At 34.6% G+C, this 16452-nt stretch carries 11 protein-coding genes, 1 tRNA gene and 3 pseudogenes; 4 read left to right on the top strand and 11 right to left on the bottom strand.

Annotation, left to right across the window (positions count from 1 at the left end; translation table 11 throughout):
* A pseudogene (locus GO684_RS05265) lies at window positions 1-306 on the top strand (transposase); the annotation flags it as partial.
* Here GO684_RS05265 and GO684_RS05590 read toward each other — a convergent pair.
* The 6 genes from GO684_RS05590 to GO684_RS03130 form a co-directional block, all read right to left on the bottom strand.
* On the bottom strand, window positions 268-390 hold the full coding sequence (locus GO684_RS05590) for a hypothetical protein (protein ID WP_255419655.1): 123 nt from the start codon (window positions 388-390) through the stop codon (window positions 268-270). The pseudogene GO684_RS05265 and the gene GO684_RS05590 overlap by 39 nt on opposite strands.
* Window positions 391-553: 163 nt before the next feature.
* The gene (gene lon, locus GO684_RS03150) at window positions 554-3013 is read right to left on the bottom strand and encodes an endopeptidase La (RefSeq protein WP_175938829.1); all 2460 of its coding nucleotides are present in this window, start codon (window positions 3011-3013) and stop codon (window positions 554-556) included.
* Between the two features lie 14 nt (window positions 3014-3027).
* On the bottom strand, window positions 3028-4308 hold the full coding sequence (gene clpX / locus GO684_RS03145) for an ATP-dependent Clp protease ATP-binding subunit ClpX (protein ID WP_175938827.1): 1281 nt from the start codon (window positions 4306-4308) through the stop codon (window positions 3028-3030).
* Window positions 4308-4934: an ATP-dependent Clp endopeptidase proteolytic subunit ClpP gene (clpP, locus tag GO684_RS03140; RefSeq protein WP_175938825.1), complete on the bottom strand. Its 627-nt coding sequence runs from the start codon at window positions 4932-4934 to the stop codon at window positions 4308-4310. Before clpP ends, clpX begins: the two co-directional genes overlap by 1 nt.
* A gap of 11 nt (window positions 4935-4945) precedes the next feature.
* Window positions 4946-6292, bottom strand: a complete 1347-nt coding sequence (gene tig, locus GO684_RS03135; RefSeq protein ID WP_175938823.1) for a trigger factor — start codon at window positions 6290-6292, stop codon at window positions 4946-4948.
* 157 nt (window positions 6293-6449) lie between these two features.
* Window positions 6450-6531: transfer RNA gene (locus GO684_RS03130), tRNA-Leu, on the bottom strand.
* 140 nt (window positions 6532-6671) lie between these two features.
* On the opposite strand from GO684_RS03130, the gene GO684_RS03125 reads away from it, so the two are divergent.
* Both GO684_RS03125 and gshB read left to right on the top strand, forming a co-directional pair.
* Window positions 6672-7262 (top strand): BON domain-containing protein, encoded by a 591-nt coding sequence (locus GO684_RS03125; protein WP_175938821.1) that lies wholly within the window; start codon window positions 6672-6674, stop codon window positions 7260-7262.
* Window positions 7263-7320: 58 nt separating this feature from the next.
* Window positions 7321-8256, top strand: coding sequence for a glutathione synthase (gene gshB / locus GO684_RS03120; RefSeq protein WP_175938837.1), 936 nt, complete (start codon window positions 7321-7323; stop codon window positions 8254-8256).
* On the opposite strand, the gene GO684_RS03115 is transcribed toward gshB, so the two are convergent.
* A complete protein-coding gene (locus GO684_RS03115) occupies window positions 8241-9275 on the bottom strand; it encodes a UDP-N-acetylglucosamine--N-acetylmuramyl-(pentapeptide) pyrophosphoryl-undecaprenol N-acetylglucosamine transferase (protein ID WP_175938819.1) in 1035 nt (344 codons plus the stop codon). The two genes, gshB and GO684_RS03115, sit on opposite strands and share 16 nt — an antisense overlap.
* A 150-nt stretch (window positions 9276-9425) precedes the next feature.
* Between GO684_RS03115 and GO684_RS03110 the strand changes: the two are divergent.
* Window positions 9426-10438: pseudogene (locus GO684_RS03110) on the top strand (transposase).
* Window positions 10439-10609: 171 nt separating this feature from the next.
* On the opposite strand, the gene lpdA (GO684_RS03105) reads toward GO684_RS03110, so the two are convergent.
* From lpdA (GO684_RS03105) to GO684_RS03085, 4 genes and pseudogenes are all read right to left on the bottom strand, one after another.
* Window positions 10610-11995 carry a dihydrolipoyl dehydrogenase gene (lpdA, locus tag GO684_RS03105; RefSeq protein ID WP_175938835.1) on the bottom strand — a complete coding sequence of 462 codons (1386 nt, stop codon included), beginning with the start codon at window positions 11993-11995 and terminating at the stop codon, window positions 10610-10612.
* Between the two features lie 465 nt (window positions 11996-12460).
* Window positions 12461-13454 (bottom strand): annotated as a pseudogene (locus tag GO684_RS03100) (IS630 family transposase).
* Window positions 13455-13763: 309 nt separating this feature from the next.
* Window positions 13764-15152: a dihydrolipoyl dehydrogenase gene (lpdA, locus tag GO684_RS03090; RefSeq protein WP_175938817.1), complete on the bottom strand. Its 1389-nt coding sequence runs from the start codon at window positions 15150-15152 to the stop codon at window positions 13764-13766.
* Complete coding sequence (locus GO684_RS03085; RefSeq protein WP_175938815.1) at window positions 15145-16206, bottom strand: outer membrane protein assembly factor BamB family protein; 1062 nt, start codon at window positions 16204-16206, stop codon at window positions 15145-15147. The genes lpdA (GO684_RS03090) and GO684_RS03085 overlap by 8 nt, the downstream gene beginning before the upstream one ends.
* Window positions 16207-16452 lie beyond the last annotated feature (246 nt).

Here is a 16452-nt window from a genome sequence, read left to right as displayed (position 1 = left end):
ATTGGGTAGAAAAATTTTTTATCTCTACAGTACAGTTAATCCTAAGAATATGGAGAGAGTTCTAGTTGTTTATTTGCACCGAATGTCAACACTGATTGTATGAATATGTTTCTTGAACAAATGTTGCAATATTTTAGAACACGAGAAGTCTTTCTTGGCATGGATTGTGCTAGTTAGTATAAGTCAAAAAATTTAAAGTTACCTAAAAATATTGAGATCATATAACCACCATACTCACTTGAGCTCAACCCTATTGAGAGACTTTGGTTATATATAAAACAGAACATTTTGCGTAATGTTTTTGATGGCTGTTGTACTATGCTTTCTTGCTGCGATTACAGCATTTAAGTTTTTTTGCACATATGCGCTATTTCGTACTTTCTTCAGCATTTTTTTACTGATTTCACGACTTTTTTTTATCCAATAATTATTAATTTTAATGCCATTAAACCTCGTTATTTTACTTACTTCAGTATGGCTTCTTTTCCATTGTCATTTACCCGTTCCTTGTACAGTAAAATGGTATCACTCCGCAATTAAATAACTCTGTAATTCAATGCTTAAGCGTTTCTAATCCAGGAAAATCATCTTCTCTATTTTTTATAGAGGAAGAAGGTGCACTACTTCCACTATCACTTTTAATTGGAATAGTAGGCCGTATCAAAGCAATTTTTACAACTTCATCAATGTTCTTAACAAAAACTACGTTGATCTTTTCTTTAATATTTGCTGGAATTTCCTGTATATCCTTTTCATTTTCGCTAGGTATAATCACAGTCTTGATCGATCCTCTGAGCGCTGCAAGTAACTTTTCTCTTAATCCTCCAATAGCTAAAACTCTACCACGCAATGTCACCTCACCTGTCATAGCAACATTTTTGTTAACCGGTATGTCTGTCATAAGAGAAACAATAGATGTACATACTGCACTACCAGCAGAAGGGCCATCCTTTGGTACAGCACCCTCAGGTAGATGTAAATGTATATCATTATTTTGAAATTTTTCAGGTTTTATACCAAAAAACAGACAATTTGATCGAATATAACTATATGCAGCCTTTATAGATTCTTGCATAACTTCTCCAAGCTTTCCTGTGTATTTTATTTCTCCCTTGCCAGGAATCAGGACTGATTCTATCATTAAAATATCACCACCTGTTTCAGTATAGGCAAGCCCCGTCACTACTCCCACCAAGCTATCTTTTTCTGCAATACCAAAGGTGTATTTACGCACTCCCAAATAGTCTTGTAAGTTGTCAATCCTTACAGATATTTTCTTATTTTGACCTGCCAGTATTTCTTTAACTGCTTTCCTCATAAGCTTTGCAAGCTCCCTTTCCATACTACGGACACCACTTTCACGTGTATATAAGCGTATTAACTCATATAGTGCATCATTAGCTATGCTCCATTCTCTCTGACGCAAACCATGCTCTTTTTTTAATTTGGGAATTAGATGATATTTAGCAATACTAATTTTTTCATCCTCAGTATAACCAGATAATTGTATGACCTCCATCCTATCACGCAAAGGGTGTGGCAAATTTAAGCTGTTTGCCGTAGCTACAAACATTACACTTGAAAGATCAAACTCAACTTCTAAATAATGATCCGTAAAGTGCTTATTATGTTCAGTATCCAAAACTTCAAGCAATGCAGATGCAGGATCACCACGCGAATCAGAACCCATCTTATCTATTTCATCAAGCAAAAAAAGTGGGTTACACGAATTAGCTTTCTTCATATGCTGAATAATTTTGCCAGGCATTGAACCAATATAAGTTTTCCTATGGCCACGTATCTCAGATTCGTCACGCACACCACCAAGAGCTATGCGAACAAAATCCCTTCCTACCGCTCTTGCCATAGATTTGGCTAAAGAAGTTTTACCAACACCAGGTGGTCCAACTAAGCAAAGTATAGGACCTCTTATCTCTTTTACTCTCTTTAATACCGCTAAAAATTCTATTATCCTATCTTTTACTTTTTCTATGCCATAATGATTTTCATCTAAGATCTTTTTAGCTGCATTTAAATTAATCTTCGCATCTTTGCACCTTCCCCATGGCAGATCAAGCAACCAATACAGATAATTAGATATAACCGTAGCTTCAGGAGAAATAGGATTCATCTTTTTATATCTCTTTAATTCAGTCATAGCTTTTTCCTTTGCTTCCTGAGAAAGCTTTATTTCATTTATCTTCTTTTCAAACTCATTTATTATATTTCCCTCCTCTCCATTCTCAAATTCGCCAAGTTCTTTCTGTATGGCTTTCAACTGCTCATTAAGGTAGTAAACTTTCTGAGTGCTTTCAACTTGCGACTTAATTGTTTTACATAAACGGTTCTGTGCGTTTAAAATACTTATTTCTCTTTCAATAAAAGCAAAGGCTTTTTCTAAACGCTCTTCCAGACCATAAGTTTCAAGTATACTTTGTTTATCTGACGCCTTTATATTTAAATACGAAATTACCGTATCCACAAGTTGATCAATTTCTTTGATCTGCTCAACAGGATTAACAACAATTTCAGGATGATTTTTTTTGTTTAGCTTACACCAACTATCAAACGCATTTACAACAGCTCGCCTTAAAGCTTCCAGATTAATACTATCCTCACTTTCCTCACACTCATGATAACTATCTAACTTTACCCTAGCCTGTAGCAAAGCATGAGAGTTAATATACTCTACAACTCTCCCCCTGCTTACTCCTTGGATCACAACTTTTACTGCATTGTCAGGTAATTTTATCAACGGGTGCACAATATGTGCCAACACACCTACTCCATACAGATCTTTTGGCTCCGGGTTATCAATAGAACTATCTTGCTGTGCTACAAGAAAAATCTCATTTTGACGATTACGATCATTAATTGCATACTCTAGTGCATTAATAGATTTTTCCCTACCTATAAATAAAGGTACCATTATATTTGGAAAAATTACTACATCTCTTAAAGGCAATACTGGCAATGTAGCAAAACCAGAATCTACAGTACATTCAACGTTCATAATACATGTCCAAGTTAATCATTAACTGTTATAACATTGCCCTTGTTATTATGATTAATCACCGCTTTTCCTAATTCTACCATTTCCTTAGTGATTATTATTGTACTGCTCTCAAAACTCCCATTTCCAGCTGTATACATAACATCAAGCAAAAGTGATTCTAAAATAGCACGTAACATCCTTGCACCTGTTTTATAACTCATAGCTTTTTCAGCAATAGCCGATATTGCTTCATCTGAAAATTCAAGATTTACCTTGCTAAAAGCAAGTAACGCTTTATATTGCTTTATTAGTGCATTTCTTGGCTCTACCAATACATGTACTAAATCTTCATGATCTAGCTCATCTAAAACAGCAGTTATTGGAACCCGCCCTACAAATTCCGGTATTAAACCAAATTTGATCAAATCTTCAGGTTGAACATCATGCAAAGCATTCTTTTTCTTTTGCTCTTTAGATTGACTTATATCTGCTCCAAAGCCAACTGACGTTCCCTTTTTTCTTGCTTCAATAATTTTATCTAGACCTTCAAAAGCTCCCCCACAAATAAATAATATGTTATTAGTATCTACTTGTATAAACTCTTGTTGTGGGTGCTTTCGCCCACCTTGTGGTGGAACATAAGCAACTGTACCTTCCATGATCTTAAGCAAAGCTTGCTGAACTCCCTCACCTGAAACATCACGTGTTATTGAAGTGCTTTCAGACTTTCTTGTAATTTTATCTATCTCATCTATAAACACTATACCACGCTGTGCCTTTGCAACATCATAATTTGCAGCTTGCAATAGACGTGATAACACGCTTTCCACATCATCACCCACATAACCTGCTTCAGTCAAAGTTGTCGCATCAGCCATAGCGAATGGTACATCTGAAACTTTAGCAAGTGTTTTAGCTAGCAAAGTTTTACCAGAACCAGTCGGACCGATAAGCATCACATTCGATTTTTCAATTTCAATATCACTAATAGCATTAAATTGCGCCATAGATTGACAATGGTTATACATAGCCACAGACAAAACATATTGTGCGTGCTCTTGACCCACAACGTGCTTGCTAAGAAAATTTTTTATATCTTCAGGCTTTTTTAGTAACAACTTCACATCAGACATATAATCTGAATGAAAAGACCCACCTTTCTTTTGACTTATTGCTTTATGGGATAATTCTATACACTCATTACAAATAAACACTTTTAAACCATCTGAAGAATTAGTAATCAACTTATCTACTTCGTTTTGTGCCTTGTTACAAAAAGAACAGTAGTGTAAATCACCATTGTTGTTATCCATTAACTCACCTTTTGTTCAATTTTAATATTCTCGACTTTAATATCCTTACGCTCAGCTATTACCCTATCAATCAAGCCAATTTTTCTCGCTTCTTCAGGATCCATGAACTTGTCTCTTTCCATCATTACTTCAATTTTTTTTAGTGAATTTCCAGTATGTTTTTCATAAATCTGATTCAGTTTTCTCTTAACTCGCAAAATTTCATTAGCATGTATTTCTATATCAGTTGCTTGACCCTGATAACCACCAGATGGTTGATGTATCATAATCCTTGAATGAGGTAGAGAGTAACGCTTGCCTTCTGTGCCAGCTGCAAGTAACAAAGAACCCATAGATGCAGCTTGACCTATACACAAAGTTGAAACATCCGGCTTTATATACTGCATTGTATCATAGATTGACAAACCAGCAGTTACAACACCACCTGGCGAATTAATGTACATATAAATGTCTTTATCAGGGTTCTCAGATTCTAAAAACAAAAGCTGTGCTACTATTACACTGGCCATGTTGTCTTCAACAGGACCAGTTACAAAAATTATCCTCTCTTTTACTAGCCTAGAATATATGTCATAAGCACGCTCACCACGACTGGTTTGTTCAATTACAATTGGTATAAGAGTCATACCTTTCCCTACTAAATATTATTACCAAATAATTCTTTTAACTCTTTCACAGAAACAACTTGCTCTTCTTTACTCACTTTTTCTATTATGTAATTCGTAACCTTATGCTCCAGAGCTTGCCCTCTAACCAATTCTTGAAACTGTCTATCTGACTTAAAATGCTTAAATACTCTATCAAATGGTACATCTTTACTAATATACTGATTTATAATAACATTTAAAATATCATTTTGAGTTAACGATATCTTATGTTCTGCACTAAACTTCATAAATAACATCGCAAGTTTTACACGCCTTTCAGCTTCCTTACAAGAGTCATCATTAAAGCCCAACTCCCTTCCCACCCTCTGTTGCTCCTGTCTTACTACATCTGTGGGTAAATCAAAGCTATAATTAGCACCTAAATAGTCAAATAGCTCCTTCCTAATTAAGAGATCTCTCATTTTTTTGCACTGATCACTAATTACTTCCTTTGCATGATTTTTTAGTGAAGAATAATCTTCAAACCCAATTTTCTTAGCCATTTCATCACCATCTTCAAAATCTTCAGCAACTTGAATATCATTAACTCGAACAGAAAAATTAGCCTCTTGTCCAGCAAGGGAAATAACTTGATAATCCTCAGAAAATTTCAACTTAAAACTTTTTGTTTCTCCTTTTTTCATGCCAGTCAATTGATCTTCAAAACCATCAATAAATGTGCTAGATCCCAAAGTAACTTTAAAGTTTTTATTACTCCCACCCTGAAAAATCTTATTCCTAATTCGCCCTTCAAAATCAATTACCAATTTATCTCCATTTTTTGCCTGGTAAGAAGCATCATCAACAGAAACAAAGCTAGGAAATCTTGTTTTTACAGAATCAACAAATTCTTTTATATCTCCCTCTTCAATTCTTGCTTCAACTTTCTTCAAATTTATCTTATCAAGATCTATTACCGGTACTTCCGGCATCGATTCAAAAGACAGTTTATACACAAAATTGCTCTTTTTCCCCTTTCCGTTTAGATTTGGTAATGATACAATATTAACCTTAGGACAAATGTGAGACTTGACTTCAATTTTTTTCATTAAATCACTTGAGCAATAGTCAATCGTACTACTCACTACATATTCCAAGGCTTCATTCTTATAATTTGTAACAACAAGACCGTAGGGCATCTTTCCAGACCTAAATCCAGGTAACTTTGCATTTCTCGCTATTTCTTGTAGTCTAGAGTTTACCTTTCGTTCTATACAATCGCCACCAATCGTGATTTCATACTCATGCTTTAGTTTATCTATACTAAGTTCCTTATAAGTATATATACTACTTGATATATCTACTTCGACTGCATTTTGAGGCACATTACTAGACATTACAATTCATTTATCAACATTTTAATTTATATCTAACAGAGTTATTCTATCAGAATTTAAGTTAAATACAATCTTTAAGAACAGGTTTTTTCACACAACTATAAGTACATCTAGTGATTAGGAGTTTCTCTTAAAACCCAAGTTAAATGATTTTAAGTGCGGATAGAGGGACTTGAACCCCCACGAGCAAGCTCACCAGGACCTAAACCTGGCACGTCTACCAATTCCGCCATATCCGCAAAAAATCTTCAGCATCCTATTATAGTGTACATTATAAAATACTCAAGATTTAAAGCCTTACTTAAATTTATGGTATTTACACAATCAGAAAAGGTTATTAACATTTCTTAATGAGGGCTCTAAATTCTAAAAACGAATAATGAGATTAATAATAAGTTTATCACTTGCAATTTTTCTGATCACACAGAGTGGCTGTACAACCCTTATAATAGGTGGTGTAGTAGCCACAGCAACAGCAATAACAATGCAAGATAAATCTCTGGGAAACATCGTTGATGACACAACCATGGCTATTAGAATCAATAAGGAACTCTTAAAACATGGGCTATTTTCATCTATCAAGGTTAAAGTAAGCGAAGGAAGAATATTGCTTATTGGAAACGTTGACACTCCTGAGAAACAACTCACAGCAGAAAAAATAGCTTGGCAGCAAAAAGAAGTTAAAGAAGTGATAAATGAGATAAGAGTAACACCAATTCAAGCCACTTCCATGCTTGATACCACTATGGATAGCATGATAACGGCAGAAATAAGAACAAGACTCCTTGGAAAAAGAAACATCAAATCAATTAACTATAGCATCAATACGGCTGACGGAGTTGTTTACTTGATGGGTATAGCCCAAAATAAAACAGAATTAAAAGCCGTAACAGCAATTGCAAGAAAGGTAAAGGGAGTAAAACAAGTTGTAAGCTATGTGCGATACAGACATAGCAAGTTACGTCATTAACGGACTTCTTCAAAACTTAGTCTCTGATAGTATTTTTTATGTTAAAAGTAATATACAAATGAGAGTAGCTTTTCAAATGGATGAAAATATAAACTTTGAAACTGATACTACATTTGCATTAATAAAAGAAGCGCAAAGAAGAAAGCACAAAGTTTTCACCTATTCCCCCAGCAATTTAGCACTAAAGTTAAATCAGCCAATTGCCCTTGCTCAGAAAGTCAATGTTGACGATTGCAGTTTTACCTCTAAAGAAAATGTGGCAATTAACTTGAATGAAATGGATATCATATTTATCAGACAGGACCCGCCTTTTAATATGCGTTACATTACAACCACCTATATTTTAGAAAAAACTAGAGCATTGGTAATTAACAATCCAACAGAAATGAGAAATTGTCCTGAAAAATTGATAACTTCATTATTTCCGGAACTAATTCCTCCAACTTTGATTACTGAAAATATATCAATGATCAGAGATTTTTACCATAATTACAGAGATGTTATTCTGAAGCCATTGTACAGCTATGGAGGAACCGATGTAATAAGAATACAAAATGCGAACAGCATTCAAGTAGTAGTGGAACTCATGATCGCAAAATATGAATGCCCCGTAATTGCACAAGCATTTTGTAAAAACTTAGATAAAGATAAAAGAATATTGTTGATGGATGGTCAACTAATTGGAGCAATGAAACGAGTTCCAAGAATTAGTGGAGAAATCAGAACAAACTTGCGACTTGGAGCAAGCTTTGAACCAGCTGAAATGAGCGGTAGAGACAACGAAATATGTAACAAAATTGGTCCCGAACTAAAGAAAAGAGGGCTAATATTTGTTGGTATTGATATTGTAGATGACTTTCTTCTCGAAATTAACACAACTTCACCCACAGGGGTAGTTTACATTAATAAATTATATAATATATCACTAGAAAAAGACCTATGGGATGTATTTGAAGAAAAAGCCAGCAACCATATTCGTCAACCAAGTTTATGAATTACTATTTTAATAAAGTCAGCAACCCCATTCTTTATCCTTACTTTCTTAGTATTATTAGCCATATCACGTAGTTTTTGAGAATCACTTAATAGATTAACCAACAACTTCGCTAGATTCTCTTTCGCCTCACTATTCTGCTCAACTACTACAGCTGCCCCCGAATCTTTAATGCATTTCGCGTTATAAAATTGATGATCATCCTTTGAGCAAGGATAAGGAATATATATAGCAGGGCGCCTAGCAAGAGTAATCTCTGCTATTGAAGTTGCACCTGCCCTGCTAATTACCAAATGAGCATCAGTTAATCTACTTCTCATATCATCAAAAAATTCACTCAACTCACAACTAACCTTTCCTCTTTTGTATAAGTCCCATATCTTATTCATATTTTTCTTCGTGCATTGCTGCACTACTCTAATCTTCTTTTTCATTTCAATAGGTAAGTTACAAATTACGCTACTTACTACATCGTCAAAAAAATTTGCACCTTGGCTACCTGCTATGATTAATAAGGTTAGAACTCCCTCAGTGCCAGAGTGACTCTTTGCTTTTATATCAATAAAATTTCCTATAAAAACACACTTATTGCCCTTTGCACACTTAGTTTCTGAGAAGCTAGTTGCAATTAATTCTGCACTATTGAAAAAGAATTTATTTACTCTCCCTAAAACTGTATTTTGTTCATGTAAAATTATAGGTATAGAAAGAACCCTTGCTGCAAAAAGAGTTGGAAAAGAAGCATAGCTACCAAAACCAATGACCAGTTTTGGTTTTAACTTTCTTATTTGATACAATGCTAACACACAGCTATACATCAACAAGAAAAAAAAACTAAACTTATTGCCGCTCGGTTTGCTTAGTGGCAGGGTATAGCTCTTCACGTCAACATTTTTATCTGTTTTTCTATCAGTAAATAATATGCTATCGTACCCTCGCCTTTTTACTGCTTTCGCTAAGGTTATAGCTGGAAAAATGTGCCCTCCTGTACCACCTGTTGCTAGAATAATAATATCCATCTGTGAATAACAAAATGATGTTAGATTATCAACTATTATTTAATAATTTGCACACAGAATCTTATTGATACAAATTCCCACTGCACAAGCAAAGGATAGACAAAAATAGAAAAGAAGCCATATTGAAGTAAGTAAAATAGCAAGGTTTAAATGATATTGAAATCAAAACTATTGGATAAAAAATTGTGAAATCAACAAAAGAAACGCTGAAGGAAGTGCGAAATAACGCATATGTTGCAAAAAAACTAAATGCTGTAATTGCAGCAAAAAACACAGTATAAAACACACATAGCAAAAACATGCTGCATTCCAAGAACAGCACCAACTGCACAGATAAAGCACCTAGAATTTGAAGAGAAGAAAAATTGTTTACCTCATCAATGTCGCAGAAAAATTAGATTGAATCAGAGTCAACTTAAATAAGTTGAAGTATAAATACAAGAAAAACATAACATTGCTATTTAAAAAATAAGAACAAGAATCCAGGAAAAACTTGGCTTGAATGTCAGTAAGTCCACAATAATATGCAAAAAATGAAGTTTTCGTATATTATGCCAAGACCAATTCGCAATGAACAAGACAAAGGTAGACAAGAAGAGTTTAAAAAAACTCAATAAAACTATTGGCAAGCATCCTAAACAAGAGTCATTTTTCTTTAATAAATCACGGTTTGGCATACATTCAAAAGCTAGACATGGATGATTTAAAAAAAGTGTTAGAACACGGGTTAAAGTAAAATTAGATAGATAAAATTTCTAGCTCTACAGTGTGTTAACCTTAGAAATGAAGATAACCCTAGCTTATTTGCACAGAATGTCAACACTGATTATATGAATATATTTCTTAAACAAGAGTCGTAATATCTAAGAACACGATAAGCCTTTTTTATCATGAATTGTGCCAGCTAGCATAAGTTAAAAATTTAAAGGTACCAAAAATATCGAGATTATATACTTACTACCATGCTCACCCAAGTTCAATCTCATTGAGAGACTTTAGTTATATATAAAACAGAAAACTTTGCGTAATAAAGTCTATAATACAGTGCTTTGCTTGAGAGCGCTTTATGCAAATTCATTACCTCTCTTCCTCACTTTGCGACCAAGCAACCCTGCAATGTCACTTATTTGATCCATTTAACAATGAGAATTAGTATTAGATAGCAAAAAAAATTAGAAGACCTTAAACCAGAGAAAAAACATGAAGTGAAAGAAGCAGCTGCAAGGTTGAAAGAAGGTATAAAAAATCTGATCTGGCATCAATCTGTTGGAATTAAAGCGTCAAATCAAGCCACTATTCAAGATATTGATAGTCTAAAACAACGAAATGTTAATTCAACTATTTAACGACTCATCATCTGCAGCAAGTACTGATTCGTGTATCATCTCTGAAATAGTTGGATGAGGAAAGATTGCAGACTTGATGTCACAGTCTGTTCCTTCCAGCTGCTTTGCAAGAACAAAATTGCTAATTAACTCTGTTACTTCTGCTCCTATCATGTGAGCTCCAAGAAGCTCACCTGTTCTTTTATCCATAATTACCTTTACCAACCCTTCGGTTTCACCGAGCGTAATAGATTTACCATTAAAGTTGGAATGAAACTTTCCTATCTTTATATCATACCCATCCTTTATTGCCTGTTCTTCAGTAAGGCCAACACTTGCTATTTGCGGATGAGAGTAAGTGCAACTTGGTATGCATTCTTTTTTTAACGCATGAACATTTTTACCAGCAATTTTTTCAATGCAGATCATGGCCTCGTGGCTTGCTTTATGCGCTAAACACGGCGGACCAGCTACATCACCTACTGCATACACGTTAGATTCATCAGTTTCATACCATTCATTTGTTTCAATAAAACCAGAAGCGCTTAATTTAATTTTTGTATTTTCTAAACCTATATTTTCAGTGCTTGCTTGAACACCAACTGCAATAATTACCCTGTCAAACTCTCTTCTCTCACCACTGCTCAGTTGTACTTTAATAGAGTCCTTACCTTTAGTAAAGGCTTTTACACTATTGTTCGTATATATTTTTATTCCCTGTCTTGTAAATATCTCTTGTGCTAAATTTGAAATATCTTTATCCTCCAGCGGCAAAATAGCTTTTTTTACCTCTATAACCGTTACATCAACCCCCAAAGTACTATAAAAACTCGCAAATTCTATTCCTATTGCACCAGATCCTATGATTAGCAGCGATTTTGGCAATCTATCCTGGGTCATAGCATGTTGTGCATTCCATACCAAATCTCCATCTGCTTCTATTCCAGGCAGATTCCGCGCTCTCACACCTGTTGCTAAAATAATATGTTTAGAAGAAACTTCTTGTTCCTCCTTATCACTAGAAACTTTTATAGTAAGGTTACCTGCAAGCTTACTAAAACCTTGGTAGACTCTGATACCATTTTTTTTCATCAAATATGCAACGCCACTTGACAATTTACCAACAATGTTCCTTGAGCATCTTACTATCGATTGTATATCAAAGCTCACATCCTTTACTTTTATACCAAATTCCTCTGATCTCTTTATAAGTCTATAGATCTCAGACGCTCTCAGTAGAGATTTTGTTGGTATACACCCCCAATTTAAACATACACCACCTAAATTTTCTTCCTTTTCAATAATCGCAGCTTTAAACCCAAGCTGCGCTGCCCTAATTGCTGCTATAAAACCACCAGGACCGCTACCTACAACTACAATATCATACTCACTCATCAGTTTCCTTGTATTCAAAAGGCTATATATAACAGATGGAACCCATGCAATCAATGGCCTTATTTCTTGCACCCAAATAGCTAAAACTAACATCTAGATCTTTTAGATCTTTTTAGCCACAGAAATAGGACTAAAAAACTACTTGACAAGCTTTGCCGTTTTCCTTGCCCTAGAATTAGGCTATTTTATTTAACTTCCCTATCTCTATGCAAATAAAAATGAAAAGAAGATCTTGTACTTGGTGTACTATTGTTCAATTTTCTACATTACGTGCACCGCATGTCTTTATAAAATTTTAGGTTTTCACTTATGCAAACTGAAACGCGCTTCATAAAGCGTTCAAGACATCACTTAACGTCAAATTTTTAAAATAAAGAGCTAGTAACTAGCTACTACGTGGATTTTCTTTCCTTTTTCTCTATTCAGCAAATTTCTTAAATATTATAGCCTATACCAATCTCATTGTTAGTGAGTCAAATAAGCGACATTGCAAAATTGTTTAATTGCGTCGTGAGAAAGAGAGATAATAAATTTGCACAAAGTGCTCTCAAGTAAAGTAATTATATTGTAGACTTTATTACGCAAAATGTTCTGTTTTATATACAACCAAAGTCTCCCAACAGGATTGAGCCTAGATAAGCATAGCGGTAGGTATATAACCTCGATATTCTTAGGCACTTTCAAATTTTTTGACTTATGTCAATTAGCACAATCCATGATAAGAAAGGCTTCCCGTGTTCTTAAATATTGCAACACTTGTTCAAGAAAGACACTCATACAATCAGTGTTTACATTCGGTGCACACAAGCTAGAATTCTCTCCATTTCTAGAATTAACTGTACTGTAGAGATAAAAATTTTATCTACTTAAAATTTCACTTTAACCTGAACACCCCCTTAAAACCACCGCATTCAACTTTCGAATGTGTGCTAAACCGCAATTCATCAAAGATGAATAACTCTTTGTTCAGGACACTTATCAACAGCCTCATTAAGTTTTTTAAAACTCTTTCTGCCTACCTTTGTCTTATTTATTGTGAGTTGGTCTTGACGTAATATACGAAAATTTCATTTTTGCATATTACGATATACTGTGAATTTGATGACATTCAAGCCAAGTTTTTCCTGAATTCTTATCTCATTTCTTAATAGTAATATTGGGGTTTTCTTGTATCTATACTTCAACTTGTTCAAATTAACTCTGATTTAATCTAGTTTTCCCACAACATTGAGAGGGAGCAAACGTTTTTTCTCTTCCAAATTTTAAGTGCTTTATTCATACAGTTAGTGCTGTTATTAAAATGCAACATATTTTTACTACGTCCTGTTATACTGTGCTTTTTCACTGCAATTACAGCATTTAGTCTTTTTGCAACATATGCACTATTTCACACTGCCTTCAGTATTTCTTCTACTGATTCCACGACTTCTTCATTCAACAATTTTGATTTCAACGTCATTTAAACCTTACTATTTTACCTACTTCAGCATGGTCCCTTTTCCACTTTTGTCTATCCGTTCCTTATACAGTGAAAATTAGCATTAGATTTTGCGTCCACACCTCTTGCATAGCAAAAACCAACTTCCGAGCTTAGGCAATACCCAATTTTTCCAAAGAACCAAAATTTACTTCTTCACCAACGTGAGTACCAAGGAAATTGATCAAATCTTTCAAATCTCTCATGTATAATCCTAAAGTGTTGGTGAATAAGACCTACAACATCTTAGCTACTCATGCCAACTTTCAATGATTGGACCTAAGTCCACAGTTACTTTTTAAAGAAAGCATCTATGCACGCATCACGGAAAGCTTCATTTATATCAGGATGAGAGTGACAAATTCTATATATATCCTCTGCTGCTGCACCATATGCCATTGCCACCGCTGCTTCATTAATTAGCATATCGGCATATGTACCTATGACATGCACTCCTAATATTGTATCTGTTGTGTTGCAAGCTAGCACTTTTACGAATCCTTCAGCATCACCAGTAATTTTTGCTCTGCCGTTTGCAGCAAATTGACATTTACCAACTTTATACTTTCGACCAGCACTTTTCAGTTCCTCTTCGGTCTTGCCAATTGAAGAAACTGCAGGGTAAGTATAAATGACCAAAGGTATGATTTCATAATTAACGCAAGGGGATTGCCCAGCTATTATCTCTGCAATTGCCACTCCTTCTTCTTCTGCTTTATGAGCAAGCATTGTTCCATTAATCACATCACCAACAGCAAATATCCCTTCCATGTTAGTTTCATATCTATTGTTGACTTGAATAAAACCATAGTTATCTTTCTCTATTTTTTCGTCGATACCAAGACCTTCAGTGTATGGCTTACGTCCTACTGCAATGAGCACCTTATCAGTCTCTATAGTGCTTGTTTGATCATCTTTAACAGAGCAAACTTTCACACTCAAAGAATTACTATTTTGCTTTACTTCCTCAACTTTAGTGCTAAGCAAAAATTTTATTCCTTGTTTTTGTAGACTAGAAAGCAAAGACTTACTTAATTCTCTATCCATTGTTGCAGCAATCCTATCAAGAAATTCCACTACAGTAACTTCAGACCCTAGCCTGCTCCATACGGAAGACATTTCAAGCCCTATTGCCCCAGCTCCAATTACAACAAGCCTTTTTGGCACTTTAGTTAAGAATAATATACCAGTAGACGAAATAATATTTTTCTCATCTATGTTAATTTCTGGTAAAGAACTGACGTCTGAACCGGTTGCAATCACTATGTTTTTTGTCTTCAATACCTTGTCCTCAACTGAAACTTCAAGGTTATTTCGATCAAAAGAAGTAATTTTTCCAAGACCGTTTATTTTAGCGATTTTATGAAGATTAAACAGGTAATCTATACCTTTTCCAAGCTCTTGAACTCTGGCATCCTTGTATTCTAGCATTTCTTTTAGGTTAAAACTTACATCTTTGGTTTTTATGCCAAGCTCCAGTAGGCTATTTTTCGTACGAACATACTGATAGGAGGAATAAAGTAATGCTTTAGAGGGTATACATCCAACTCGCAAACACGTGCCACCAAAAATACTATTTCTATCTATGCAAGCAACTTTTAATCCAAGTTTTGCAGCAGTAATAGCACACTTATAGCCACTTGGACCACCACCTATAACAATCAAATCATAATCAATCATAAAAAACAAACCTATTTTCTAAAGAATAAACGCCATTTCCTTCAGTTGTTACGTATACCTTACCATGGGCAAACACTGGAGTATGAAACACATTGCCCGGTATTTTAATAGTTTCTTCTATACTTCCAGATTTAAGAAAAGCAAACACTGACCCTTTATTACTTGTAACCCATAGCGTATGAGCATACATAGTTGGAGCAAATAATTGCGTATTCTCTATTAAATCAGACGTCCAGATTACTTCTCCACTCTGTATATCAATACAGATTATTTTGTTGTCTTTAGTCACTACAAAAATTCTACCACCGGCTTTTTGTTCCTTTACAGGGACAAGCGGACTATAACATGACTCAATGTCTGATATACTTTTCACCTCTAGTGGCTTGGACCATAAAATATTTCCTGATTCTACATCAATACCATAAATATAAGAGTTATTTGTAGCTATTAAAACATTTTCACACACTCTTGGTGTGGTAGTTATATCTGTGAATGGTGTATCCAAAAGGTTCGTAGACAATTTTTGGCTCCACAATTTTTTACCATCTTCATTAAAGGCTATTAGTTCACCGTTTGAAAACGGCGCTATTATTTTATTATTGGAAATTGCTGGCGATATGGAGTATAAACCTCGAATCTCATTAATACCATTTTGGTAAATCCAAGTAGCACTGCCATCTTTTACATCAAATGCATGCAGATAGTTATCAATAGTCAAAGTTATCAATTTATTATCTATTACTACTACTTTTCCCCTCGCAGGAGCTCTCAGCTCTTTTTCCCATTGGATCTCACCAGTTTTTGCATCTATTGCGTGCAGAACGTTATCTACTACAAAGAAAATATTTCTTCCATAACGCGATAGGCTCATGTTACCAATCTTTTTTCTGTATGGAAGGTGTAATTTCCAGTTCATAACCCTTGAGTTGTCAATATCAAAGGAATACAAGGTACCATGCTTATCTGCCAGAATAACACTATTCTCTGTGAGCACTGGGGCTACATACCCTTGGGATAATCTTTTATCCACTAGACTGATTCGTTCACTTGCCATTGTGTAGCTGCTACACAATAACACTACCATAACAATAATTACTTTCACTGCTTATTGAAAATAAGATTTATTAATATACACATCAGAAATCTTAATCACAACGAAAATGTTCTCATTGCATGTTAAAAATGTAGGTTTTTTTGTGCAAGAAATCAGTTGCATTCTTTGCGGAAATAAAGATTTCCAAATCGCCAGAATGTCATACGAGTAACTGACACCATTTGTTGTGTTTAACAAATTGGCTTC

Origin of the sequence: Wolbachia endosymbiont of Litomosoides brasiliensis (assembly GCF_013366805.1) — a bacterium.
Classification (GTDB): domain Bacteria; phylum Pseudomonadota; class Alphaproteobacteria; order Rickettsiales; family Anaplasmataceae; genus Wolbachia.
This window is presented reverse-complemented; position numbering and strand designations above follow the sequence as displayed.

Bases quoted from the DNA above. Each gene is read 5' to 3' on its own strand.
- GO684_RS05590 (WP_255419655.1), bottom strand. From the start codon at position 390: ATGCTGAAGAAAGTACGAAATAGCGCATATGTGCAAAAAAACTTAAAT.
- lon (WP_175938829.1), bottom strand. From the start codon at position 3,013: ATGAACGTTGAATGTACTGTAGATTCTGGTTTTGCTACATTGCCAGTA.
- clpX (WP_175938827.1), bottom strand. From the start codon at position 4,308: ATGGATAACAACAATGGTGATTTACACTACTGTTCTTTTTGTAACAAG.
- clpP (WP_175938825.1), bottom strand. From the start codon at position 4,934: ATGACTCTTATACCAATTGTAATTGAACAAACCAGTCGTGGTGAGCGT.
- tig (WP_175938823.1), bottom strand. From the start codon at position 6,292: ATGTCTAGTAATGTGCCTCAAAATGCAGTCGAAGTAGATATATCAAGT.
- GO684_RS03125 (WP_175938821.1), top strand. From the start codon at position 6,672: ATGAGATTAATAATAAGTTTATCACTTGCAATTTTTCTGATCACACAG.
- gshB (WP_175938837.1), top strand. From the start codon at position 7,321: ATGAGAGTAGCTTTTCAAATGGATGAAAATATAAACTTTGAAACTGAT.
- GO684_RS03115 (WP_175938819.1), bottom strand. From the start codon at position 9,275: ATGGATATTATTATTCTAGCAACAGGTGGTACAGGAGGGCACATTTTT.
- lpdA (WP_175938835.1), bottom strand. From the start codon at position 11,995: ATGAGTGAGTATGATATTGTAGTTGTAGGTAGCGGTCCTGGTGGTTTT.
- lpdA (WP_175938817.1), bottom strand. From the start codon at position 15,152: ATGATTGATTATGATTTGATTGTTATAGGTGGTGGTCCAAGTGGCTAT.
- GO684_RS03085 (WP_175938815.1), bottom strand. From the start codon at position 16,206: ATGGCAAGTGAACGAATCAGTCTAGTGGATAAAAGATTATCCCAAGGG.